Below are 22,592 nucleotides of genomic sequence, written 5' to 3'. Positions count from 1 at the left end.
CACCGATTGCGGGACCGTGTGGCGGCATGGATGCCGCCACCGAGCCTACATGGACGTACTTGCGGCGTGTCCCGCGAGCGGTGAGGGCACCGCGCGCTCGACTAATCAGGCTCTTGGCTGCATCTCAAAACGGCGCCAGTGGTACATCCAAACGACGCAGGCGAGTGTGACCAACAAGTTGCCGCCATCAACGCAGCGTTCGAGAGGTTCCGTCAGCAACCCCATTCGGCTGTATTACTCCGCTCAGAACGGGTACTGCGGCACCGTGTTCTTGATCGTCAGCCACTGCCAATGCGTGTACTGCTCCCAATCCGCCGGGCCGCCGACGCTGGTGCCATTGCCCGACGCACCGGTGCCGCCGAACGGATTGATGACTTCGTCCACCACTGTCTGGTCGTTGATATGCAGCGAGCCGATGTACAGTTGCTCGCCCAAGTTCATCGCACGCGACACCGATGCCGACATGATGCCTGCGGCCAACCCATACTCGCCGTAGTTGGCCAGTTCCGCCGCTTCGTCGTCGGTATCGAACACGGTGATGTTGATCACCGGGCCGAACACCTCTTCGTCGAATGCGCGCATGCCCGGACGCACGTTGGACAACACGGTCGGCGCATAGAACAGCCCTTCGTTTGTCGCGCCGGCTTCGACCACCGCACCGGCGGCGACACTGTCGCGCACGATATCGATCACGCGTTGCAGCTGGCGTTGGTCGATGATCGGGCCAAGCGCCACGGTGCCGCTGACCGGATCGCCGACCGGTAGATGACGGGCTTTTTCGGCCAGCCGCTGCGTCAATGCCTCGGCCACACTGCGTTGTACCAGCACCCGGCCGGTGGCCATGCAGATCTGGCCTTGATGCATGTAGGCGCCAAACGCGATTGCCGATGCGGCCTTGTCCAGATCGGCGTCGTCGAGCACGATCACTGCGTTGTTGCCGCCCAGTTCCAGCGCAACCTTCTTCAAGTGCCGCCCTGCAATCTCGCCGATGCGTCGGCCGGCAGCGGTGGAACCGGTGAAGGCAATCATCGGCACATCCGGCGATTCGACCAGCGCCTGACCGATCTGCGCATCGCCATGCAGCACATGCAGCAAGCCCTTTGGCAGACCGGCTTCTTCCAGCACCTGCGCGATGATCACGCCGCCGGTATACGGCGTGCGCGGATCGGGCTTGAGCACTACCGCATTGCCCATTGCCAGCGCCGGTGCGACCGAACGCAGCGACAGGATCAACGGGAAGTTGAACGGCGAAATCACTGCAATCACACCCAGCGGCAGATGCCGCGCCAGGCTCAGCTGACCGGCACCAGTCGGCAGTACCTGCCCCACGGCCTGCAGCGGCAGCGCCGCAGCCTGCTGATAGAACACCACCGATTCGTTCACTTCGCGCTGGGCCTTGGGCAGGATGCCGCCGGTTTCGCGCGCAATCAGCAGCGCGGCTTCTGCACTGCGCGCCTCCATCAGCTGCGCGGCGCGGTGAAATATCGCAGCGCGCTCACGCGGCGCGGTGGCGGCCCACGCACGCTGCGCGTGTTTGGCTTGCGCCACCGCAGCTGCGACATCGGACAGATCGGCCTTGCTCACTTCATGCAACAGGTTGCCGGTGGCGGGCTCGTAGATCTGCAAGGTGCCGCCGTTACCGGGCACCCAGTCGCCATTGAAAATGCAGCCGTGCCACGCTGGGGTGGTGGGCGCGGATACTGCAACGTTGGGGAGAGCATTCATGGTCTAGCCTCCTGCTGTGGGGTGGAGTTACAGAGTGGTCGACGCCAGCCCGCCATCAACCGGCAGCGTGATGCCGTTGATCCAGCGCGCGGCATCGGACGCAAGAAACACGATGGCCTCGGCCACTTCATCGGCATACGCCGGGCGGGTCATGCGCTTGGCATCTTCCTTGACGCGCTCTTCGCCGAGCATGGCGGCAAAGTCGCCCAGAATTGGCGTAAAAACCGGCCCTGGCGAGACGTTGTTGACGCGCACGCCGCGCTCGGCAAACCAGGGCCGCGATTGCAGCAACGTCCACACGATCAGCGCTTCCTTGAAGTACTGGTAGCAGGTGTCGTGTGCCACCGGATGTTCCGCCAGCCAAGCGCTGCCGGCAGCAAAGCTGTCGGTGGCGGCCAGTTGCTTGTGCAGGTCCAACCGCTGTGGCCATTCGGCGCCCAGGATCGAGGCCACGTTGATGATGCTGCCGCCCGGCACGATACGCGGCAGCAAGGCCTGGCTGAGATGACGCAGTCCCAGATAGTTGACGCGTGCCACCAGCTCCAGCGGTGCGGTGCCGGGGACGCCGGCCACGTTGGCCAGCGCGTCGATACGCTCCGGCAAGGCCTTCACCAGCGCATCGATGGAGGCCGGGTCGCCGAGGTCGGCCTGGTGAAATCCATGCAGCGTCATCTGCACCGGTGTGCGGTCGATGCCGATCACGGTGGCACCATGAAACCGCGCCAGCCGCGCCACTTCTGCACCGATACCCGAGGCTACACCGGTGACCACGATCGTCTTGTTCTGCAAATTCATTGCCACTCTCCGAAGAGGCCGGCCACGCCGGCACTAGAACACATGGACGTACTGCAGGTTGACGTTGTTGCCGGAGGCGGCGTTCTTCACTTCCACCGGCAGATAGAGATTGGCGAACACGATGTTGCTGGCATCCAGCCGCCATGAGCCGCCTGGTCCGGCGTAGAACACGCTTTGACGCGTGTCTGCAACGCGCTGCCCATTGGTGCGGTTGTCGCGGAACTGGGTGAGGTAATACGCATTCACGCCCAGATGGATATCCGGTGCCACTTCCCAGGAGGTGGCGAAGTTGATCCAGCCCGCATCGCCGGCCTGCCCATTGCGGAATTCGAAGCCGGGCGGCAGATTCGGACGACGCTCGCTGCGAAAGTTGTAGATGTAATTCAGGCGCGCACTGATTTCCCAGTTGTGCGTCGGCAACACGGTGAACGCGTACTGCGGCACCACCGACCAATAACCGGCACTTTGATTGAGGTCGCGATCGCGGTCGAACTTGCCGATTGGCGCGATGGCATTGATCTCGAAACGCTGCGAAAACACCGGCCTGCCATCGCGTATCACCGGCAGCATCTGCAGATACGGCCCGAACGTCAGATCGCCCACGCCGGCGCCGTTATCGCGCAGTGTGGCGACGCTGTTGCGGCCGAACGAGGCATCCAGGTTGATCAGCGGAACCAGCGTATTGATGCCCAGTGCGCCGCCAAAGAGTTTGTAGGGCGTGACATAGGCGATCTGGGTCAGCAACAGGGTGGAATCGATGCGCGGATTATCGAACACCGGCACATCGTTGCCGCGCGCGTCCTTGATCGCATCCAGCGAACTCTGACGCAGATAGGTGATCACCGCCCAACCCGGCGTGGTGCGCGTGAACCCGTCGAAGAAGCTGGTGCCGCCGGTGTTGATGCCATTGGTCAGCGTTGCACTCTGCGGCACGCCCTGCGCAAACGCAGGCCCGGCTGCCAGCAGCGACACCACCCCGAGCAGGACACTGCACTGCAGTAACCCACGCCAACCCACCTGGCGCACAACCGATAGATAACTCACTGCGAACATCTCCAACGTTGAGAGCAAACAGCGGTAGATAGGACGTGGCAACGGTCAGGCAGGCGCGATCGCCGCGCCGCTCACGGCACGTGCAATGGTCAGATTGGTGGGACGGTACTGCCGAGCGCAGGCTCGGCAGTGGCGGATCACTGCGTGTCGATACGATCCAGTCGGTCGAGTGCGCGCAGCAACGGCGCTTCGCTGCTGCCAAGCACTGCGCTGAGTTGCTGTTCCATGCGCAGCACCTCGGCTTCGGCATCGGTCAGCAAGGCCACGCCGGCAGCGGTCAGCGACAGATGCTGCATGCGCCGGTCCTGGCGTCCACGCACCTGCCGCAGCAGGCGGCGCTTGACCAGCCGCGCCACCACGATCGCCAGATTGGGCGGCGACACGTGCAGCACGTCGCCGATCTGGCGCTGGTTGATGCCCGGGTTGCCGTCCACCAGCATCAGCAGCGAAAAATCCACCGGCTTGAGGTCGAACGCCGCCACGCAGTCCTGAAACATCCGCCGCACCAGCAGTTCGGTGCGGGTGATGCGGTAGCCCAGCAACCGCAGCAGGCGCGCCTGGTCCACCGTGGTAACGGCATCGGGCAGCAGTGCGGCATTGGCAGTGACGGACATGACGGTTCTCGCAACGATGGCAGCGGGCGGACCGGTGCGCGCAACACTCCCCGCCCGCAACGCCGATCCGCGGCGTGAGCTGCATTGTAGACGTGGCCGGGGGTACCGATGCGGGCGTGTGCGTTGCCGATGCTGCCCGTTGCTGCCTGCAGACCCGCGCAGCCGGCCAGCTGCCGGCCGGCGCCAGCGCATGGCAGCTGCGTGCGGCAGCTGCAGCACGTAGGGAACGGCGGTGATCCAGGCACGGCGTGGGCATGAAATCCGGGTCGGCATTGATTGCGTTCCGGAATAGTTATGGATCATAACTACATTGCCAAGCTGCAGCGCAGCATGGTCGCGCTCGCCAGCGTGTTCACGCGGCGCTACCGCTTATGGCAGCCAGAGTTTCTCGAGATCGCGAAAGCCCCAGTCGGTGGGGCTTTCCATCTGCGCGATGCGATCCTGGCAGTCCGGCCGCGACAGATCGATGTCCTGCACCAGCACATGGCTGCGCAGCTTGGCCGAATAGAACACGCGCACCTTGGGCTTGAGTAGCGCATCGGCCGTCTGCTCGATCACCACCGCCAGTTTCTGGGACTCCAGCCGCACCAGCGAACCGACCGGATAAATACCCAGCCGCCGCACGAACGCCTGGAATACCGCGGGGTCGAAATGCCCCTGCCACGATGCCATGCGCTTGAGCGATTCGGCCGGATCCCAGGCCCGTTTATACGGGCGATCCGAGCTGATGGCGTCGTACACATCGCACACCGCGCCCATCCGCGACATCAACGAGATGTTCTCGCCCGCCAGCTGGTTCGGATAACCGGTGCCGTCCATTTTTTCGTGATGATGCAGCGCGATCTCCAGCACCACCGCGTTCTGCACACCGCCAGCCACCAGCAGGCGATGACCATCCATCGGGTGCTGGCGCATGATGTCCATCTCTTCGTCGGTGAGCTTGCCGGGCTTGTTGAGAATGTCCAGCGGCGTCACCGCCTTGCCCATGTCGTGCAGCAGGCCACCCATCGCCGCCTCCACTACCTGCGCCTCGGGCAATCCCAGCTGACGCGCCAGCCCGCTCATCAGGCCGGCCACGGCCATCGAATGCAGGTAGGTATAGTCGTCGGCAGTCTTGAGCCGCGCCACGCTGATCAAGGCCTGTGGATGCCGCAGCACCGAATCGTTGATGGCCTGCACCAGCGGCATCGCCGCCTCGGTGTCGACGGTACGGCCAAGCCGCACGTCGCGGAACATTGCCTCGACCATGTCGCGGCCGTCTTCGAAGATCTTGCGGGCACGCACCACTTCGGACTCGATACCGACCTGTGCGGTGACGCTGTTGGTGCGCGCGGTGCGGGAGGTGCATGCAGGCTTGGGCGGCTCCGATGGCTCCGGCAGTTCCGGTTCGGGCGGTGCTTCCGATGCTGCGTGCGCTGCGGCCGGCGTTTCCAGATCCAATCCACGCGCGGTATCGATCACCAACTGCTCGATACGGCTGCCATGGATCTTGTCCACATCGTCGGAGTCGACCAGGAACGAGGTCTTCCAGAACGGATGGTGCACCCACGCGCCCAGCAGCTTGTAGACATACATGCCGGGGCGGAGTTGATCTGAGTCGATGGTTCTGAGCATGCCGGCACTGGTCTGCTTGAAATCCGCGGAAGAGCCCGCCACAGGGATGGGGGGTCTGACGGGTTATCGGCAGTGCAGTGGATTTCTTTGGCGCGGTCGACTCCGCCAGCGGCACCTGGCTGACGCAGCGTGAGTGGTTCAGCGAGGGGGCAGACGCATGCTCAGCACGGCCGCCGCAGCCAGCAGCAGAGGCAAGCTGCAAGCCAGGTAGAGCGTGGCCGGCGACCACCCTGCATCCACCAGCACGCCCACGCACAGCGGCGAGGCAATCGCCCCGAAGCGGCCCACGCCGATCGCCCAGCCCATGCCGGTGGAGCGCACCGCCGCCGTGAAGACCACTGGCGCCACCGCATACAGGCCGGCAATGGCGGCAAACATGGCCGCCCCGGTCAACAGCGCGATCACGAACGCCCAGCTCAACACCGTGCTGTAGAGCCCGAACGCAAGCATGGCCAGCGCCGACAACAGCAGCGCCCCGGCCGTCAGCCGCGACAACCGCGCACGCGCCGCCAGCCAGCTGAACATCCCACCGCCAGCGATGCCGCCCAGATTCAACAGCACCCCGCCAGTGACGCCCTGCTCCGCCGACAGGCCAGCCACCACCAGCAGCTTCGGCGTCCAGCTGAGCACGAAGTAGAACGCGAACATCAGCAGGAAGAACGCCAGCGCGATCAGCAGCGACTGCCGCCGCAAGCCAGGCACGAACAGGGCCGCATAACCCTGCGCGTCATCGGCAACCTGCGGCGGCGGCAATGGCAAGTCGGCACGCGGCGGCATGCCCATGCGGGCCAGCACCGCGTTGAAGCGTGCAGATGCGCCGGGCGGGCGGCGCGCGATCAGGAATTCCAGCGATTCGGGCAGCCATGCCAGCACCAACGGCACGCACAGCAGCGAGCCGGCCGCACCAAGCAGGAACACCGCGTGCCACGACCACTGCTGCAGCAACAACGCTGCGATCGCACCGCCCAGGGTCGCGCCGATCGGATAACCGGTGGCCTGCAGCGCCAATGCGGTGCTGCGCCAGTGTGCGGTGGAATATTCGGCGGCGATCACCGCAACGCAGGCCAGCATGCCGCCGATCCCGATACCGGTGAACGCACGCAGCGCACCGAGCTGCCACGCGCTGCTGGCCAAGGCCGAGGCGCCCATGCCGACGGTCAATATCGCCAGGCACACCAGGATCATCGCGCGACGCCCGATGCGGTCGGCCAACGGCGCCAGCAACAACGATCCCACCGCCATGCCGACCAGGCCGGCACTGAACAACACACCGAGCAACTTGCCCGACAACTGCCACTGCGCCGACACATGCGGCGCGGTGAACGCCATCGCCATCACATCGAAGCCGTCGAGCATGGTGAGCAGCACGCACACCGCCACCGCTCTCCACTGGAAGGGCGTCATCCGCTGCAGCACGAAGCTTGCGGGTGTTGCTGCGCTATGCGGCATGCGTGAATCCTGTGATGGAGATGGGTGCTTGTTGCAGTGCGCCGACCTGCATGCAGGTCGCCCGAGGGCGCCGCACAGTTGCGGCGCAGATCGAGCTCATGGATGCAGCCGACGCGGTTACACGAATCGGCAGTTTCGACGACATGTAGCGTTGCGATGCAGTGGCAAACCAACACCGCTGCAACAGTGCGTGGCCACGCTAGGCCGATCGCAGGCAGCGTTCAAGACGAATGCCTGCACTGGTGTGCGCTTATCGAACAGGCCCGCATGCCGCTTCGTTTCGAAGCTCACGCGTTCGTTGCTGGTGACTGCAATCAAACGCCTGCGTTGTTTGCATCGCATGCACTACGACAAGGAAGGCGTAACCACTCTGTCTTTGCAGCCTTGATGGCTTGGATACGCAGCCACGCGCTACACCCACCACACGCAGCCTGTTCTGCACACCCACAGACGGCCAGTTATCATGCAAGCAGTGCATGCATTGGGCGGCACGCTGATTTGCCGGAGACTGTCGTGACCCCGATTCGTTCGTTCCTGGACCACACCCCGCAGCTGGGCGCACGCGTCTATATCGACCCCGCCTGCACCATCATCGGCAAGGTGAGCCTGGGCGATGACGTCTCGGTCTGGCCGGGCACGGTGATTCGCGGCGACGTCAATCATGTGCAGATCGGCGCCCGCACCAACGTGCAGGACGGCACCATCATCCACGTCAGTCACCATAGCCCATTCAACAAGGCCGGCTATCCCACCGTGATTGGCGCAGACGTCACCGTTGGCCACGGCACCATCCTGCATGCCTGCACCATCGAAGACCTGTGCCTGATCGGCATGGGCGCCTGCGTGCTCGACGGCGCCACCGTCAAACGCTACGGATTCGTTGGCGCCGGTGCGGTGGTCGGCCCCGGCAAGGTGGTCGGCGAGGCGGAACTGTGGCTGGGCAATCCCGCACGGCTGGCGCGCACGCTCAGCGACAAGGAGATCGAAAGCCTGCATTACTCCGCGCAACATTATGTGCGGCTCAAGGACCAGTATCTGGGCGTGCCGACTGGCGATTGATTGAGGGTCTGCGAGGCGGGCTCGCGCCTGGCGTTGACGTACCGGTTCAAGGCTGGGTCGCACGCTCCAAGGCCGTCAGCATCGTCAACGCCTGCTCACGCGAAGCGCCGCACATCTCCAGCGATGGGCGCAGGCTGCCGCATACCGCCGGGCGCTGCGGCGAGCCGAACAAGCGGCAGCCCAGCTGCGCATCCAGCTGCACGCACGCCACCCCGGCCGGCTTGCCATTGGGCATGCCGGGAATCGGCGAGCTGATCGAGGGCGCGATGCAGCAGGCAGCGCAGCCCAGGCGGCATGAAAGCGTGGACGACATCGGCACAGTGTAGCGGCGCGGCGCAAGTGCGGCGCTGGCAAAAAACCACATTTGCCGAGCAACCTAACCGGAACGCCGCCAGCCGGTCGCGCTGCCCGTGCACTCCACTTGCGTGGAAACCAGCCCACTGCAGCCTGATCGCCCGGCAGCATGCACGCTGCAATGACGGCCGCGCCGAACAGCTGCGTGCTAACGTGCCAGATCACCGGAACGCGCCGCGACGGTTGCAGCAGCAACAGTTGTGACGCGCTCTAATTGCCAGCCACCGCTCGCCAATCAGCCGTCGAATTCGCCATGCCCGAGTACCGCTCCAAGACCTCCACCCACGGCCGCAACATGGCCGGCGCCCGCGCACTGTGGCGCGCCACCGGCATGCGCGATGGGGATTTCCACAAGCCCATCATCGCCATCGCCAACTCGTTCACCCAGTTCGTGCCCGGGCATGTGCATCTGAAGGATCTCGGCCAGCTGGTCGCGCGTGAGATCGAACGCGTCGGCGGCGTGGCCAAGGAGTTCGACACCATCGCCGTGGACGACGGCATCGCCATGGGCCACGACGGCATGCTGTATTCGCTGCCCAGCCGCGAGATCATCGCCGACTCGGTCGAATACATGGTCAACGCGCATTGCGCCGACGCGCTGGTGTGCATTTCCAACTGCGACAAAATCACCCCCGGCATGTTGATGGCCGCATTGCGGCTCAACATCCCCACCGTGTTCGTCTCCGGCGGGCCGATGGAAGCCGGCAAGACCAAGCTGGCCGAACACAAGCTCGATCTGATCGACGCGATGGTGATCGCCGCCGACGACAGCGCCTCCGACGAAAAGGTGGCCGAGTTCGAGCGCAGTGCCTGCCCCACCTGCGGCTCGTGCTCGGGCATGTTCACCGCCAACTCGATGAACTGCCTGACCGAAGCGCTGGGCCTGTCGTTGCCGGGCAACGGCACCGTGGTGGCCACGCACGCCGACCGCGAGCAGCTGTTTCTGCGCGCCGGACGCGTGGCGGTGGAGCTGTGCCACCGCTGGTACGGCGGCGAAGATCCCACCGCCCTGCCGCGCGGCATCGCCACCTTCGAAGCGTTCGAAAATGCGATGACGCTGGATATCGCCATGGGCGGCTCGACCAACACCATCCTGCATCTGCTCGCTGCCGCGCAGGAAGGCGAGGTGCCGTTCGGCATGCAGGATATCGACCGCCTGTCCAAGCGCGTGCCGCAGCTGTGCAAGGTCGCCCCGAACACGCCCAAGTACCACATCGAAGACGTGCATCGCGCCGGCGGCATCATGGCCATCCTCGGCGAACTCGCACGTGGCGGCCTGCTGCACACCAACGCGGCCACCGTGCACGCACGCACGCTGGCCGACGCCATCGCGCAGTGGGATGTCACCCAGACCGACACGGAAACGGTGCACACGTTCTACAAGGCCGGCCCGGCCGGCATCCCCACCCAGATTGCCTTCAGCCAGGCCACGCGCTGGGACACCCTGGACACCGATCGCAGCGAAGGCTGCATCCGCGATGTCGCGCATGCGTTCTCGCAGGAGGGCGGCCTGGCCGTGCTGTACGGCAATATCGCCCGCGACGGCTGCGTGGTGAAGACCGCGGGCGTGGACGAATCCATCCACGTGTTCGAGGGCAATGCCCGCGTCTACGAAAGCCAGGATTCGGCGGTCAAGGGCATCCTGGCCGACGAAGTGAAAGCCGGCGACATCGTGGTGATCCGCTACGAAGGCCCCAAGGGCGGCCCCGGCATGCAGGAAATGCTCTACCCCACCAGCTATCTCAAATCCAAGGGCCTGGGCAAGCAATGCGCCCTGCTCACCGACGGCCGCTTCTCCGGCGGCACCTCGGGCCTGTCGATCGGCCACGCCTCGCCGGAAGCCGCAGCAGGCGGCGCGATCGGCCTGGTGCGCGACGGCGACAAGATCCTGATCGATATCCCCAATCGTTCGATCAATCTGCTGGTGTCCGATGAAGAGCTTGCCAGTCGTCGTGCAGAGCAGGATGCCAATGGCTGGAAGCCGGTGGAAGTGCGCCCGCGCAAGGTCACTACGGCGTTGAAGGCGTATGCGTTGCTGGCGACTAGTGCGGATAAGGGTGCGGTGCGGGATAAGGCGATGCTGGACGGCTAGGGCCAGCGGATACGACGTGGCGAGGCATGCATGCATGCCTCTTCGCGCGAGAGCACCACAGGAATACGCCTCGGTCGCTTGGCACGCACTAGAGTTTCCATCCACGGCAACTCGATGCGTAGAACGTCGCGATAAAGAAATAACAGCGCTGCCAATGCCTGGTTCTGCGTCCCCGCAGAGACCTGCCCTTCGGTCGCCAGCCGGGTCAGGAAGGCCTCGACCTCCGTCTGCCCCGGATGCCGCTTGCCGTTAGCCGCTTGCCGTTAGCCGCTTGCCGTTAGCCGTTAGCCGTTAGCCGTTAGCCGTTAGCCGTTAGCCGTTAGCCAGGATGAAACGCCGGATCCAACTTACGTACGCCTGCTCGGTGCGCACGCTGTAATGCCACACGCGCAAGCGGTCGCGCACCTGATCCAGGCGCCTGACCGATGGGCGTGCTGTTACGCCGTCGTTTTTCTGGTGTGTCTCATACGCCTGCGTCCTTGCCGGATAACGCTAAAAGCACCCGTATGGTCGCGTCGGCTTGCCATCGTGCGACCCCGTGATTGCGGCTAGGAGTTCCCCCTTTTACAAAATTCTTGCAATCGAAGATACTCACTGCGGCACCGCCTTTTGGCGGTCCAATAGTAGTTAGGGGGCATAGGAGGTTCCGTGATTACTCACCCAATACACGTAAGTGCTCGACAGTACCGAGGCAACGATCCGAAGAGACTTCGCAAGCACTCAGAAGAGTCTTCTGCTGCAATGGCGCTTGAGCGTTTGATCAACGGGATGCTTCTCGCGCAGGAGCGACCAGTTCAGATCTACCTGTACTACGACATTGCACGCGCCTCTGGCTACCCAATTGAGTTGGTACGCAAACTTTGCTTCGCAATTGACTGCGGAGGCAACGGTTTCACCGCCATCAAGCCGGGCATGACGTACGAGGAGGCAATGAGTGCGCACAGTGCCGCCTAACAGTTCATTCAAGCCGACGCTGCTTCGCGTCGCGGCTCAATTCAGGCATTAGGCAACATGAACAAGATTGCCGCCCAGCAATTCGCAGCAATGAGCGCGCCAATGCTTCGGCTTACAGAAGCAAGGTACCTGTTTGATCAGTTCAAATCCGCACGTAACGCAGAGCCCAACCAAGGCCTGTTCCTGCTCACGGTGTACTTCGATGCCTTCTTGTTCTGCTTTATATCCATCGAGGAGATGGTCGACACCGCAACACGTGACAAGTTGCGGGCCATTCCATCATTCACGTTCTTCAAGGCGCTTCGCAACATAGCGACACATCACAGCGTTCTTTCCGGAGTCAAGGGGAAGTTCGCCAGACCAATCTCCCGCATTGTCTCTGTTGGCGTTGGCTGTAATGTCGAGTTCTCGGAGCAATTCTTTTTGCTGCCAGAAAAACTTAGAGCCATATTCGACGCAGTCCTGCAGGAGCGTCCTGGCGAGAAGCGGACAATCGAGGCAGCGCGGAGCTACCTGTCGCAACTTGAAAATACTGGCAAGCAAATTATGCTCGTGGATCTGACTCAGGCAGTAGTCTCGGAAGTTGAGCCGCACGTTGCCTAGGAATTCATTCAAGCCGAAGCCGCTTCGCGGCCCGGCTTAACTCAGGTGTTAGGCGCTGCCAAAAAATTGGAATCAATCCGCATGAAGAGCATCCTTTCACTCCTTGCTGGCTTATTTTGCACTAGCGCATTTGCGCAAGATCCAGCCCAAGGGCGCGTTCAACTTGAACTCACCGATACAATGTCTGGGGTTCAGGACAGGAGCACCATTGCTGCCTCTTGTGCCAAAGTTGCAGACGCCGCGGTGAGTGCACATGCGGCCGGGAAACTTTCAGAAGTTATCAACCAAGCCGCAAAGGCAAAGCAAACCGGCTCCAGCGACGACCCTTACTTCAACAGTCTTGTTCGCAGCTATAGCTTCGACCCAAGAGATGATTTTATTTTCTCGGCTCTCTTCTTCTCTCAGCTGAATATAAAGTTGCTAGAGCAAAAGCAACCTTATCAAAGTGGGCTTGAGTCACTATACAAGGCATACGTAGCTGCTTCTTGTGCGCAAGTGGCCAAGATCAGCAGGAGCGACAAGTCATGAATCATGCGCCTAACAATTCATTCAAGCCGAACTGGCTTCGCCAGTCGGCTTAATTCAGGTGTTAGACCTCATGACTATCGACATCGACAAACTGACCGAGGCCGAGCTCATCGACCTCAATCATCGGATTGTTGAGAGACTTCGCTTCATGCAGCAAGCGCGAGCTCACGCAACTATGCTCCGCTTCAGCATTGGTGATCGCGTCACGTTTGAGCCGGACATGCGAGGGCCGGTTTATGGCGTTATCGTTCGCTACAACAAAAAATCGGTCTCCGTGCTTACGGATGACGGTCGGCGTTGGACTGTAGCGCCTGGTCTTCTCCGTACAGCATCAATATAAGGGCACTAAGCATTCGTCTTCTAGTAACGTTGTCGCTTTGCCCCGCAAGCCGCACAATGAAGCCTAACAATTCATTCAAGCCGACGCTGCTTCGCGGCCCGGCTTAACTCAGGCGTTGGGCCACACGTAAGGAATATGGCTACTACGCACAATCCATTTCTGTTAGTAGCTGGCGGTCTGAACGCGCTCGCTGCACTGCTGCATCTCGGCTGCATCGCTGCCGGTCCAGCGGGGTACCGTCTTTTCGGCGCCGGCGACGGCATGGCTCAAATGGCATCCGCCGGGCACTGGTACCCGACCGTAGTTACATTGGTGATCGTCAGCATTCTGTTGGTGTGGTCCCTTTATGCCTTATCGGGCGCAGGTCTTGTTCGCCGACTCCCTCTACTCCGCTGGGTTCTACTAGCCATTACCGGTGTTTGCCTGCTGCGCGGTCTTTTCTTCGTCCCTCTCATGGCACACTTCCCGGGCAACAGCATGACATTTTGGTACGCCAGCTCAGCCATCTGTCTGGCCTTTGGCATTGTTCATGCCGTCGGTCTTCGGCAATCCTGGTCGCGCCTATAAAACGGGTGCGGTCTAACAATTCATTCAAGCCGACGCCGCTTCGCGGCTCGACTTTTACATCGATCGTGTAGGTGCCCGCTCAACCGTCTCCTGCTGCGACCGCTGGGCATCCAAGGCCTGCGACTGGCGGATGCTTTCCTGCATTGGAGGCACGGCCTCAGACAGATCCACCTTGGCCCGGAAGCCCGGCGTCTGGCCAAGAATAAAGATGCTTCCTTGGTGTAGGGTCACGCTCTGCAGCTGATCGTCACGAAGGATGCCCGCCCGCTTGGCTTCGACGGTGGCGTGCATTGCAACCTCATCGGAGGTGCCCTCTGGCAGCTTGCTGTGAATCGATCGATACAGAGGATCGTTTGAGACCATCGCAGGGGCAGGCGCAACGCAGCGCTCCAACGACCCGCCAATCGGCATCTTCCAGCCCGGTGGCACATACGCTGGCGCATCCTCGCTTTGCATTCGCTGCTGCACCTCGTGCCACCGTGTCGCAGCCATTTCCGTGCGTCCAGCACCTGGGGCAAGCGGATCGCGCAAGTGATCGACACCATCCGCCAGGCTCATCCCTTGGATGACCCTCGCATTGAAGGTCACGCCCATCCTCAACGTCTCAACATCGCCGCGATACTTGTCGATCATCGGCGCATGTTGCCGGGCCAGCAGCTGCGTTTGAGGGTCTTCCAACACCGAGCGGTCCGGTTTGCCGTTAGCGTCCAACGGCAGGAAGTTGTGGATCCGATGCGAATCTCCCAAGTCCGTTGCGACCATCGGATTGCGTGCATCCAAGAGACTGCTGTCGTTGGCGTAACCAGCCCTATCCAACGCAGTGATCTCATGCGACGCGGCGTATACCTTCACCTGTCCATAGTGCTTACTTGCAGCACTCACGGCATCGCCTGCCATCACGTGATTGATCACGTCGGTGCCACCTTCCGGAATGCGCCGGTCCAGGCTGACCGCGCCATAGGCGTTGAAGGTCTCTCCCTTGAGGCCGAAGTGGTGGGCAGTGACCTGGGCGAGGTTGCCGCCCAGAGAATGACCGGTGACGGTGACATCGGGAGCAGGTTGGCCGGTTCTGAGGTGCTTTTGTTCTGCGTACTTCAATGCATGCTGAGTCAATTCGATCGCATCATCGACCTGACGATTGTGACGTGCTGCAACCATGCCACCGTCAGCATAAGCACCATCTTGCTTTGGTTGACGATCAAACTCGGTCCCGCGATGGGCGACGATAATTTCGCCTGTTCCTATTTCCTCGTAGATGATCCCCTGATAGCCAGACGGGCGGTCCATGTATTCCAGACGCCTGAAAGAGACGCCACCCATATTGACTGGCTTACTGTCGAACCCAGTCTCGCCAGGTCGCGCATACACATCATTTGCGAGAAAGGCACTTTGCTGTTCGGTCAGGCTCATTTGGACACCTTCTCAGATTTTAGCGTTACCTTAAATAAACTTCCGCGATTTGACTCAGCATATTTATCCACACTATATTCACCGGTGTCGGGATAGTTATCCATCTGGCTTCGCGGATAGCCTCCTTTCCAAAAATAAAATTTAACGGGTACTGAATCGTATATTTGCACTTTAAAGAGCGCCGGCTGGAAGCGCGTCTCTTCTTTTTTTCCGGTTGCTTTCAGCGAGATACCAACACCATTGAGTTCAAAATTACACACACCCTTTCCGTAATAATCCGCATCGATCATGCCATCTGCATAGATCGTCGCCACATATGTCGTCGGATTCATCTTTTCAAAATTGATGGGTATCCCATCTTCTTTTGACTTACTCCAAACACCCGCAATAGGCTCTATCGGCGTGCATTGCTCATGGTTCGTCATTTGATAAAAGGCGGTACCCGATATCCACTCAAACGGACCCGGCGCATCCTCGATCGTCATGGTGAGCTTGTAAGCTTCCGTCGGATGTTGATTTTTCCGATAGACCGGATCTCCGTCAGCCGTGGTCTCGCCGTTTTTTTCGTACTTCTCAGACGCAGCATTCATTGGGTTGCACCCTGTCAAAAGGACTAGGAAAAGACATCCGACAATCTTGATTTTGAAATATACGTTCATGCCACCTCGGTGCCCTGCGCGTTTAGAGTTGGGAGCGAACGGCCTGCCGGTGCGGTACGGCCTGAGTCGCAGTAACTGCAAACCAAAGACCTATCATCAGCCGTCCGGCACCCACGAAGCAGCTACTGGACCTTGGACAAATCCAAGAACACCGTTTGTGCAGCTGGAAGATCCTTTGTTGGAGTGTAGCGAATGTGCATTGACTAATCCGCTCTTGACCAATGCCCAGCTCTGACTTTGCCGGGTGAAGCGCCAACGCGCAGATCATCTATCAACGCTATCCAGAGCGCCAGCATCAACCGGTTGACATGTCACGCAGCGCGTAGCAGTCTCCTCGGCAAGGAGCGTAGAAACTCCCCTAACAGCGGTACCCACCTCCGTCAAACCGGTGGGTTTTTTGTGCCTGCAGATTCTTGTGGGTGCAACCGACGCGACGCCTGCGTCGGGAGGGCGGCTAATACAACACCCTTCGGGGAAATACGCCCGCCGACTGTTAGCGGTTTCTAACCTCCCGACATCCCGTCGCCACCCGGCGGCGGAGCCTGTTCGTCAAGGAGGGCTTTGCCATGCGTCGACCCACATCCCGTCCCACATCGGCACGCAAGCGCGCCACGGTGGCGCCACCCAACGAGATCGTCTGGCGCTCGCTCGACCCCACGATCAAGCCGCGGCCCTACGTCGAGCGCACCCCCATCCCCCAACCCCGCACCGAAGCCCGCCCCCCACGCCCCGGGCACCCGCGTGCCCCGCAACATTGCACCGTGGGCTACGGCTATTACCCCGCCAGCGACCAACGCATCCCCACGCTACGCCTACGCGGCCGCTGGCTGGAACAACTGGGCTTTGCCATCGGCAGCAAACTCCACATCCGCATGCGCGATGGCGAGCTGGTCGTCAGCCTGGCACCCGCCGACTGAGCCGGTGTGCCCCGCACACGCAGCACGCACGTGCGCGCCCGCATCGAGTGCAACGCGCATGTCGCACACCGTGCGCGCTCACAGCTCCCCGCGCCGAGGAGGACACCGATGGACCACCCCGCCGTCGTCTTGCATCTCACGCTGGACCAACGCGACCAGCTCGACCGCCTGCTACGCAGCCTCATCGCCCACGGCGATGTCATCGCTATGAGCAAACCGGAGTGTCTGGAGGCGCAGACGCTGCCAACGTTGGGACAAGCCATCTTCGATGCCGCCCATGCCGTGCGCGAGATGCTTGAGCAGCGGGTGGAGCAAAGGCCGGGCAGGTCGTATCTGCACGCCGAAGACGGCGGTTAGGTTGGTTTGGGCCTACTGATGGCTCACTTGCTGTCGCATGACGGCATCTTGAAATCTCAGCGGCTTGCCTCGTTACGCCGCACGTCGTCGAACGTAGCGCGTTGTCCCTGCAAAGATGCGGCATGGCACATGGACATAAGCAGCCGCACTGCTACGAAGGCCGTGCGATTCATAGGCTTGCAGCGATTGACGGCCGTCAACGCCTCGGCGAGGATCGTGTTACACCGCGCTCAGGCGGCCCAATGATAGCCAGGCTGCTTGGAGGTTTCGATGGAGTTGATACTTCTATTGGGTGCGGTGCTTGCTCTTGGCAATATCGCTGCATCGGTTGCAGTACTTCGCGTTTCGGTGCTCTCGCAATCGACATCCCTAGCATCCGGCGGAAGTTGAGAATCATGGTCTCGTTCGGCACATCATCCAGCCCGCCAATCCCGGTGAAACGACGCATCGACACCGTGTCAGACAAAGCTTCTTCCGCACCTGGGTCGCTCAGTGCGTACCATTGCTGCAAAAAGTGGATGCGAAGCACTGCTTCCGGCGGGCGCGGCTGACGGCCCGGCAGGCTTGACGTCGGATAGTGCCGTTTGATCAGTGCTAGCAGCTCCTTTGACGCCCCCGTGATCCATCTCGGAAAGAAACACCTCTCGACGCGTCCGCTTGCGCTTGCCGTTGTACTCCAAGTCGCCAAAAGAAAGCTGCATCGTCGTCGTCCGGTTGGGGCCGGTGGGAGTGTCGCAGCATAAGGGGGAGTTGTTCAGACCTTCCTTAGGGAACTATCGTTTGCTTGCCTCCACAACGAGAAGGAAGCCATGAGCGCTGATGGTGATTTTGCTTAGCTATAGAAAAAAAGCGCATTTCGATAGACAACTTCGCTTTGGGCTTTTGCCGCCCAGGCAGAATTAGTAAAAATAGGGCTTGCGACTTAATCTTGACTCAATAGTGCATAGATTAACCTCATTATTCATAGAAAATGAATAAAGGCTGTAAAACCTCCAATTGGGAGGTGAGTTCAGCTACCTTAAAAGCCGCCGAAGCTGCGCGTTAAGAGTGTCCATGAGCATGGCGAGATGTCGCACACGCTTCTAGCCTGATGCTCTGTAAACCGCAGTTGCTCGTAATCCATGCACGTCAAGTGCGCCGGATTATTTTAAGAAAATTTTAACCATACATGGGAGTTAATCATGTTAAAGGCCAAGTCAGTTATTCCAAAATACTCATCGTTTGAAACATCAGAAACATCGGCGGATTCGGTGAGCGCTGAATTTAATAATAATAAATCAATTATTGATGGGAAGGAAAGTGACACTTCACGCTTTTCAGTGCTGAGTTCCTCATTGTCACCTGCTCCACAACGCGCTCTTAAATTTAAGAAAAGCTATAGCGCAGCAACTATTGATGGGAAAATATATCATCCCAATGAAAAAACAGATTCAAGCATAGTTGACTTTCTTTCGCAGTCTTTGTCGAACAATGCCTATCGTTCGGAAAAGCACCTCCGTAGGCGTGCGCTTGCATATATAAACCATATAAATGCCGAGAATAAACTTATTTCCAATGCTTGCTTCGCAATGAAAGATGTAAGCTCATTTGCTCACAAACAGTCAGAATGGCTTTGCCATCTAGAGCGTAGCTCATGGAAAGATGAGCCTGCGCTACAACGTCGTGACCGTCAACAGCTTAGCGATGAGATCCTTGGACTCAAACAACCGGATGCACAATCCCCTTATGCCAAGCCACGTGCTTGGAGAATCTCGGACCAGGCAGCGTCCGCTTTTGCGATGATGTTGAAAGGAGAATTGGGCCCCTTCACTAAAGAGCAAGTAAAAACAGGCTTTGAACTGTGTCAAGAGGGCGAATTGTTGGCAGGACGTTTAAAAATACAGGCGAGAATGGCGTTTCGCTTGAAGAATCGCCACGACGCTAACCGCTCGGGGACACATTCAGTTAAGAGCACATCAGGAATGCATCTGTCCAACGATGTAGGCACCCAGATCCGCGAATTCTTCCAGATTCCAGTTATGTCGGGAACATCAGGGACATCGTCGGACGTGGTTGTCGCTGCCCGCTATGCAGCTATGCATTCAGGTCTTCAATGGTCCGCGCCAGAGTTGACCATTGATCAAGCGAAAGACGCCTTAATTGATTTGTCGTTGGATTTCTTCAGGCAAAATAGCCCTGCTATGGTAATGGCCCTGCGTATGAATAGCGTACGAAAGAACCAAGGTCTTCCCCACAAGGAGGTGGATAGATATCAGGTATTTACCCATAGTTACGCTGAAATTCATGGTGCAATTTCACTCACGATTGATGGAATCGATCCGACTGACAAGGCCGGAGTTGAAAATCAGCTATACAGCTACACTCTTGATGCAAAGGCAACATTGATGAAGACAGCTGGTCGTTTGATTGAAGAAGCGACCGGTAAAAGTGAAACCACTAAGATCAACGTCGCCTATCTGCAAACTCCGCAGCTTCGGCGAGTTATAGAAAAAAAGAAGATAGTGCAAAAAGTAGCGGAACTTTACAACAAAATGGGTAAGGTTGGAAATTTTTCTGCGCTTGAGGGAATAATTAATGAATCGTCCGTCAAAGGCCTTCTAGTAAATGACAAGTCGGAAATTTCTAGAGACTACGCTGATGGAAAACCCTTGATGGTTCGAGGTCTGCGATTCTCGCACGATCGTGAGGCTACCAACAGTTTTGGTTCAGCCGGGAAAACACCGGCAAAAAGAGAAGTTGATACGCTTTGCAATAATTCAACGGCATTTGATATTGTGATGACGCCTTTTTCCATTATAAATGCAAAGGCAAAGGGCGCGACTATATCCGAGATGAAAGTTCCTCATAGGCCAAAGTGGAAAGGGTTACCTTCAGTAATATATAAGGCTACTGCAGTTGGCGATCTTCCGGAATATGCTAAGGCACGACCAGGATTTGGAGACGTTCATTCATTTAATTCGAATAGAGCATTTAATTCTGAATTTGCAAGGGTTTGCAACTCACTTAGTCACGCGGAGAAAATGTGGCTTATTGAAAATAATTTAAAGCATTATATAAAGCCTGACCCAGATAGAAATTCATATGATTTCCACCACTCTCTTGATGATTTGGTCGATGCCCAGTGCATGCTGCAATCAAGAAAGCCTGGCTCTATTTTGAGGCACAACGAGTATTGCGCCAAGCTGGAATTATGGGATGCTAAAGCTATAGAAGTTGGAGAGTCACGCCCTGTAGCCGTGGCAACGTTGATCGAGTTCAATATCGAAATGTTGTCCGCTGCGCGTTATATTGAGGATGAGGGCTACGATGGAAAATTAATCTCGGATTTTCTTGAGCGTCAATTGTCTTGGCTTGGCCAAAATGCTGCGCTTGGCAAGGAAGACACGCTAAAAAAGCTTTCGGGACTGTCTTTTCATGAAAGAAAAACTGTTGCGGAAAAGGTCTGTGAGGCGCTCCGCCAAGGCGTTTCGCTTTGTATTTACGAGAAAAATAAGGAAGGAAGTCGAATTCGAGAATTGAGCCTGCTTGACTTCAGTGCCTATGACATTATGCGTGGGATCGAGCTCTTTCTTTCTTCCAAGCTTCTCCAGCCTCCGACTGCGGCCGGTCCAACTATCAAGTCCAGCCTGTAGTGGTATGCGCTGATGCTGGTCAGCTGGATTACTCGTCCGTATTCAAAGGCCATTACCGGCGGGTTCTTTGTGCCTGCAGCGTCTTGCGGGCACAACCGACGCGATGCCTGTGTCGACTCCCCCACAATTTAATGCCAGCTAAAAATTAGAGGTCTGCGGTTGATGTTGATCACGGAACTCGGCGGGCGTTAGCCCGCCCAGGCTGTCGTGCGGGATCTGCTGGTTGTAGTCTCCCAGCCAGTGTTCGGTCTGTTCGCGAACCTCGCTCAGCGTGCGGAAGAGATGCATGTCCAGCACGCCGCGTCGGTAGCTGCCGTTGAAGCGTTCGATAAAACCGTTTTGCATTGGACGCCCCGGCTCGATGAAGTCCAAGGCGATGCCTTTGCGCTCGGCCCACTCGGCCAAGGCCAATGCGACAAACTCCGGGCCATTGTCCAAGCGAAGTTTGACGGGATAGCCGCGCCAGGCTGCGATGCGCTCCAAGGCGCGGATGACGCGGGCGGCCGGAAGATTCAAGTCCACTTCGATCGCCAAGGCTTCCCGACTGAAGTCGTCGATGACATTGAACGTGCGGAAGCGTCGACCATCCCACAGCGCATCGGACATGAAGTCGATTGACCATCCAGCATTGGGGCGTGCTCCGCATGTCAGCGGTTGTGGATGACGCGTCGGGACACGGCGTCTGCTGCGGCGACGCTGATTGAGCTTCATCAGGCAATACACGCGCCAGACCCTCTTGTGATTCCACACATGTCCGCGACGGCGGATGATCTGAAAGAGCTTTCCAAAACCACGCTCGGGAAAACGCTCGGCCAACTCGGACAACAGCGCAATGACTTCCTCGTCGCGATCGGGACGACGCCGATAGCGCACTGTCGAGCGAGCCACGCCAACCACCGCACAGGCCCGGCGCTCGCTCCAGCCATGCTGCTCGATGAGCCAGGCAAGCAGCGGGCGTTTGTGCGCCGGGTCTACAGTTTTTTTGCGATGACATCCTTCAGTCCATGGTTTTCCATGGCGAGCTCGGCGTACATGCGTTTGAGTTTGCTGTGCTCGGTCTCCAGGTCGCGAAGGCGCTGCACGTCAGCAGCCTCCATGCCGCCGTACTTGGACTTCCAGACGTAGTACGTCGCGTCGGAAATACCCAGCTCACGGCACACATCCTTGACCTGGCGGCCGCCCTCAACCTGCTTCAGCGTGGCGACGATCTGGCTCTCGGTGAACTTGCTCTTGCGCATCGTTGGTCTCCTGGGTGGCTAGTGTGCGCGGAGACCTCTCACGATTGCCGTATCAATTTTACGGGAGGCTGACACCGCACCTGCTTGCTTACTACTTGCGAATCTTCATGGTGGCTTTGAAGAAGACTGGAGATGCGATAAGGCGGCGGCGCAGGGATGCGAAAGTAATTTCGCAACCTGCTAATTCATTTCGCACCTGTCCGTTAAATTGCGGTGTAGCCGCCTCATAATAAGCGCTTATCTAGACCGTCGGTGGCGCCACACCTATAGATCAAACTTCGAATAAAACGCCATATCCTGCTTGCCCCTAAGCAAAAAGCATTCCAGATGCTCCGCGCCCTGCGTCCGAGGTTACTCTTCCCGAGGCGCTGCACCTGCGCCGCGTAGTCGCGCCATCCAGCTCCGCTGACCAGTCAGAATATGCCGACATTAGGGCCTGTTAACACTAATGGCCCGAGCGATTAAACTATCGTGCATGGAGATCACGCCAGCACAATTTTCTCTAATCGAACACTGCCTGCCGGCGCAGCGCGGCAATGTCAGCATGACCAACCTGCAAGTGGTCAACGCCATCCTTTACGTTGCCGAGCATGGCTGCAAATGGCGCGGCCTACCCAAGCGCTTTGGCAACT

20 protein-coding genes and 3 pseudogenes are annotated in these 22,592 nt (G+C 59.2%); 11 read left to right on the top strand and 12 right to left on the bottom strand.

Translation table 11 applies throughout. From position 1 onward, the window contains the following. Positions 1-243: 243 nt before the first annotated feature. From ABS769_RS20330 to ABS769_RS20305, 6 genes are all read right to left on the bottom strand, one after another. Positions 244-1,725, bottom strand: coding sequence for a benzaldehyde dehydrogenase (locus tag ABS769_RS20330; protein ID WP_023902276.1), 1,482 nt, complete (start codon positions 1,723-1,725; stop codon positions 244-246). Between the two features lie 27 nt (positions 1,726-1,752). Next, complete coding sequence (locus tag ABS769_RS20325) at positions 1,753-2,520, bottom strand: coniferyl-alcohol dehydrogenase (RefSeq protein WP_268213859.1); 768 nt, start codon at positions 2,518-2,520, stop codon at positions 1,753-1,755. Between the two features lie 33 nt (positions 2,521-2,553). Beyond that, positions 2,554-3,573, bottom strand: coding sequence for a SphA family protein (locus ABS769_RS20320; RefSeq protein WP_317062989.1), 1,020 nt, complete (start codon positions 3,571-3,573; stop codon positions 2,554-2,556). Positions 3,574-3,710: 137 nt separating this feature from the next. Continuing rightward, complete coding sequence (locus tag ABS769_RS20315) at positions 3,711-4,187, bottom strand: MarR family winged helix-turn-helix transcriptional regulator (RefSeq protein ID WP_317062987.1); 477 nt, start codon at positions 4,185-4,187, stop codon at positions 3,711-3,713. Positions 4,188-4,556: 369 nt separating this feature from the next. Then, positions 4,557-5,801: an HD-GYP domain-containing protein gene (locus ABS769_RS20310; protein WP_317062986.1), complete on the bottom strand. Its 1,245-nt coding sequence runs from the start codon at positions 5,799-5,801 to the stop codon at positions 4,557-4,559. 138 nt (positions 5,802-5,939) lie between these two features. Continuing rightward, positions 5,940-7,250: an MFS transporter gene (locus ABS769_RS20305; protein ID WP_317062985.1), complete on the bottom strand. Its 1,311-nt coding sequence runs from the start codon at positions 7,248-7,250 to the stop codon at positions 5,940-5,942. A 513-nt stretch (positions 7,251-7,763) separates the two neighbouring features. Here ABS769_RS20305 and ABS769_RS20300 point away from each other — a divergent pair. Next, entirely contained in the window at positions 7,764-8,309 is a 546-nt protein-coding gene (locus ABS769_RS20300; protein ID WP_317062984.1) for a gamma carbonic anhydrase family protein, read from the top strand. 46 nt (positions 8,310-8,355) lie between these two features. Here ABS769_RS20300 and ABS769_RS20295 read toward each other — a convergent pair whose 3' ends face one another. Next, on the bottom strand, positions 8,356-8,622 hold the full coding sequence (locus ABS769_RS20295; protein WP_317062988.1) for a YkgJ family cysteine cluster protein: 267 nt from the start codon (positions 8,620-8,622) through the stop codon (positions 8,356-8,358). A 294-nt stretch (positions 8,623-8,916) separates the two neighbouring features. Here ABS769_RS20295 and ilvD point away from each other — a divergent pair, with 294 nt between their 5' ends. After that, the gene (ilvD, locus tag ABS769_RS20290) at positions 8,917-10,755 is read left to right on the top strand and encodes a dihydroxy-acid dehydratase (RefSeq protein WP_317062983.1); all 1,839 of its coding nucleotides are present in this window, start codon (positions 8,917-8,919) and stop codon (positions 10,753-10,755) included. A 38-nt stretch (positions 10,756-10,793) separates the two neighbouring features. Here ilvD and ABS769_RS20285 read toward each other — a convergent pair. After that, positions 10,794-11,169, bottom strand: a pseudogene (locus tag ABS769_RS20285) (phage integrase N-terminal SAM-like domain-containing protein); the annotation flags it as partial. Positions 11,170-11,496: 327 nt separating this feature from the next. On the opposite strand from ABS769_RS20285, the gene ABS769_RS20280 reads away from it, so the two are divergent. From ABS769_RS20280 to ABS769_RS20260, 5 genes are all read left to right on the top strand, one after another. Next, complete coding sequence (locus ABS769_RS20280) at positions 11,497-11,709, top strand: hypothetical protein (RefSeq protein WP_043888859.1); 213 nt, start codon at positions 11,497-11,499, stop codon at positions 11,707-11,709. A gap of 57 nt (positions 11,710-11,766) precedes the next feature. Then, a complete protein-coding gene (locus ABS769_RS20275; protein ID WP_076037405.1) occupies positions 11,767-12,312 on the top strand; it encodes a hypothetical protein in 546 nt (181 codons plus the stop codon). A gap of 81 nt (positions 12,313-12,393) precedes the next feature. Next, the gene (locus ABS769_RS20270) at positions 12,394-12,840 is read left to right on the top strand and encodes a hypothetical protein (protein WP_139328404.1); all 447 of its coding nucleotides are present in this window, start codon (positions 12,394-12,396) and stop codon (positions 12,838-12,840) included. Between the two features lie 70 nt (positions 12,841-12,910). After that, complete coding sequence (locus tag ABS769_RS20265; RefSeq protein WP_317062982.1) at positions 12,911-13,180, top strand: hypothetical protein; 270 nt, start codon at positions 12,911-12,913, stop codon at positions 13,178-13,180. A 135-nt stretch (positions 13,181-13,315) separates the two neighbouring features. Beyond that, complete coding sequence (locus tag ABS769_RS20260; RefSeq protein WP_317062981.1) at positions 13,316-13,747, top strand: hypothetical protein; 432 nt, start codon at positions 13,316-13,318, stop codon at positions 13,745-13,747. A 54-nt stretch (positions 13,748-13,801) separates the two neighbouring features. On the opposite strand, the gene ABS769_RS20255 is transcribed toward ABS769_RS20260, so the two are convergent. Together ABS769_RS20255 and ABS769_RS20250 are read right to left on the bottom strand one after the other, a co-directional pair. Then, positions 13,802-15,157, bottom strand: coding sequence for a DUF6792 domain-containing protein (locus ABS769_RS20255; protein WP_317062980.1), 1,356 nt, complete (start codon positions 15,155-15,157; stop codon positions 13,802-13,804). Next, positions 15,154-15,816 carry a hypothetical protein gene (locus ABS769_RS20250; protein ID WP_317062979.1) on the bottom strand — a complete coding sequence of 221 codons (663 nt, stop codon included), beginning with the start codon at positions 15,814-15,816 and terminating at the stop codon, positions 15,154-15,156. Before ABS769_RS20250 ends, ABS769_RS20255 begins: the two co-directional genes overlap by 4 nt. A gap of 566 nt (positions 15,817-16,382) precedes the next feature. Between ABS769_RS20250 and ABS769_RS20245 the strand changes: the two genes are divergently transcribed. Next, positions 16,383-16,733, top strand: a complete 351-nt coding sequence (locus ABS769_RS20245) for a SymE family type I addiction module toxin (protein WP_317062978.1) — start codon at positions 16,383-16,385, stop codon at positions 16,731-16,733. 108 nt (positions 16,734-16,841) lie between these two features. Then, positions 16,842-17,090, top strand: coding sequence for a hypothetical protein (locus ABS769_RS20240; protein ID WP_116905091.1), 249 nt, complete (start codon positions 16,842-16,844; stop codon positions 17,088-17,090). A gap of 370 nt (positions 17,091-17,460) precedes the next feature. Here ABS769_RS20240 and ABS769_RS20235 read toward each other — a convergent pair. Continuing rightward, a pseudogene (locus ABS769_RS20235) lies at positions 17,461-17,791 on the bottom strand (transposase); the annotation flags it as partial. 480 nt (positions 17,792-18,271) lie between these two features. Between ABS769_RS20235 and avrBs1 the strand changes: the two are divergent. Beyond that, entirely contained in the window at positions 18,272-20,722 is a 2,451-nt protein-coding gene (gene avrBs1 / locus ABS769_RS20230) for an AvrBs1/Avra family type III secretion system effector (protein ID WP_317062977.1), read from the top strand. A gap of 128 nt (positions 20,723-20,850) precedes the next feature. Here the strand turns inward: avrBs1 and ABS769_RS20225 are convergent. After that, positions 20,851-21,960, bottom strand: a pseudogene (locus ABS769_RS20225) (IS3 family transposase). Positions 21,961-22,435: 475 nt separating this feature from the next. Here ABS769_RS20225 and ABS769_RS20220 point away from each other — a divergent pair. Then, positions 22,436-22,592: transposase (locus ABS769_RS20220; protein ID WP_233368074.1), on the top strand; the 157-nt coding region annotated here is incomplete at its 3' end.

This window comes from Xanthomonas hortorum, from assembly GCF_040279205.1.
Taxonomy (GTDB): Bacteria; Pseudomonadota; Gammaproteobacteria; order Xanthomonadales; family Xanthomonadaceae; genus Xanthomonas; species Xanthomonas hortorum_F.
The sequence above is the reverse complement of the archived record's forward strand: the minus strand, read 5'-3'. Positions and strand labels throughout refer to the sequence as shown.

Coding starts and splice junctions, on each gene's coding strand:
- ABS769_RS20275 (WP_076037405.1), top strand. CDS start 11,767: ATGAACAAGATTGCCGCCCAGCAATTCGCAGCAATGAGCGCGCCAATG.
- ABS769_RS20315 (WP_317062987.1), bottom strand. CDS start 4,187: ATGTCCGTCACTGCCAATGCCGCACTGCTGCCCGATGCCGTTACCACG.
- ABS769_RS20265 (WP_317062982.1), top strand. CDS start 12,911: ATGACTATCGACATCGACAAACTGACCGAGGCCGAGCTCATCGACCTC.
- ABS769_RS20330 (WP_023902276.1), bottom strand. CDS start 1,725: ATGAATGCTCTCCCCAACGTTGCAGTATCCGCGCCCACCACCCCAGCG.
- ABS769_RS20280 (WP_043888859.1), top strand. CDS start 11,497: ATGGCGCTTGAGCGTTTGATCAACGGGATGCTTCTCGCGCAGGAGCGA.
- avrBs1 (WP_317062977.1), top strand. CDS start 18,272: ATGTTAAAGGCCAAGTCAGTTATTCCAAAATACTCATCGTTTGAAACA.
- ABS769_RS20255 (WP_317062980.1), bottom strand. CDS start 15,157: ATGAGCCTGACCGAACAGCAAAGTGCCTTTCTCGCAAATGATGTGTAT.
- ABS769_RS20295 (WP_317062988.1), bottom strand. CDS start 8,622: ATGTCGTCCACGCTTTCATGCCGCCTGGGCTGCGCTGCCTGCTGCATC.
- ABS769_RS20310 (WP_317062986.1), bottom strand. CDS start 5,801: ATGCTCAGAACCATCGACTCAGATCAACTCCGCCCCGGCATGTATGTC.
- ABS769_RS20320 (WP_317062989.1), bottom strand. CDS start 3,573: ATGTTCGCAGTGAGTTATCTATCGGTTGTGCGCCAGGTGGGTTGGCGT.
- ilvD (WP_317062983.1), top strand. CDS start 8,917: ATGCCCGAGTACCGCTCCAAGACCTCCACCCACGGCCGCAACATGGCC.
- ABS769_RS20305 (WP_317062985.1), bottom strand. CDS start 7,250: ATGCCGCATAGCGCAGCAACACCCGCAAGCTTCGTGCTGCAGCGGATG.
- ABS769_RS20245 (WP_317062978.1), top strand. CDS start 16,383: ATGCGTCGACCCACATCCCGTCCCACATCGGCACGCAAGCGCGCCACG.
- ABS769_RS20260 (WP_317062981.1), top strand. CDS start 13,316: ATGGCTACTACGCACAATCCATTTCTGTTAGTAGCTGGCGGTCTGAAC.
- ABS769_RS20250 (WP_317062979.1), bottom strand. CDS start 15,816: ATGAACGTATATTTCAAAATCAAGATTGTCGGATGTCTTTTCCTAGTC.
- ABS769_RS20240 (WP_116905091.1), top strand. CDS start 16,842: ATGGACCACCCCGCCGTCGTCTTGCATCTCACGCTGGACCAACGCGAC.
- ABS769_RS20325 (WP_268213859.1), bottom strand. CDS start 2,520: ATGAATTTGCAGAACAAGACGATCGTGGTCACCGGTGTAGCCTCGGGT.
- ABS769_RS20270 (WP_139328404.1), top strand. CDS start 12,394: ATGAAGAGCATCCTTTCACTCCTTGCTGGCTTATTTTGCACTAGCGCA.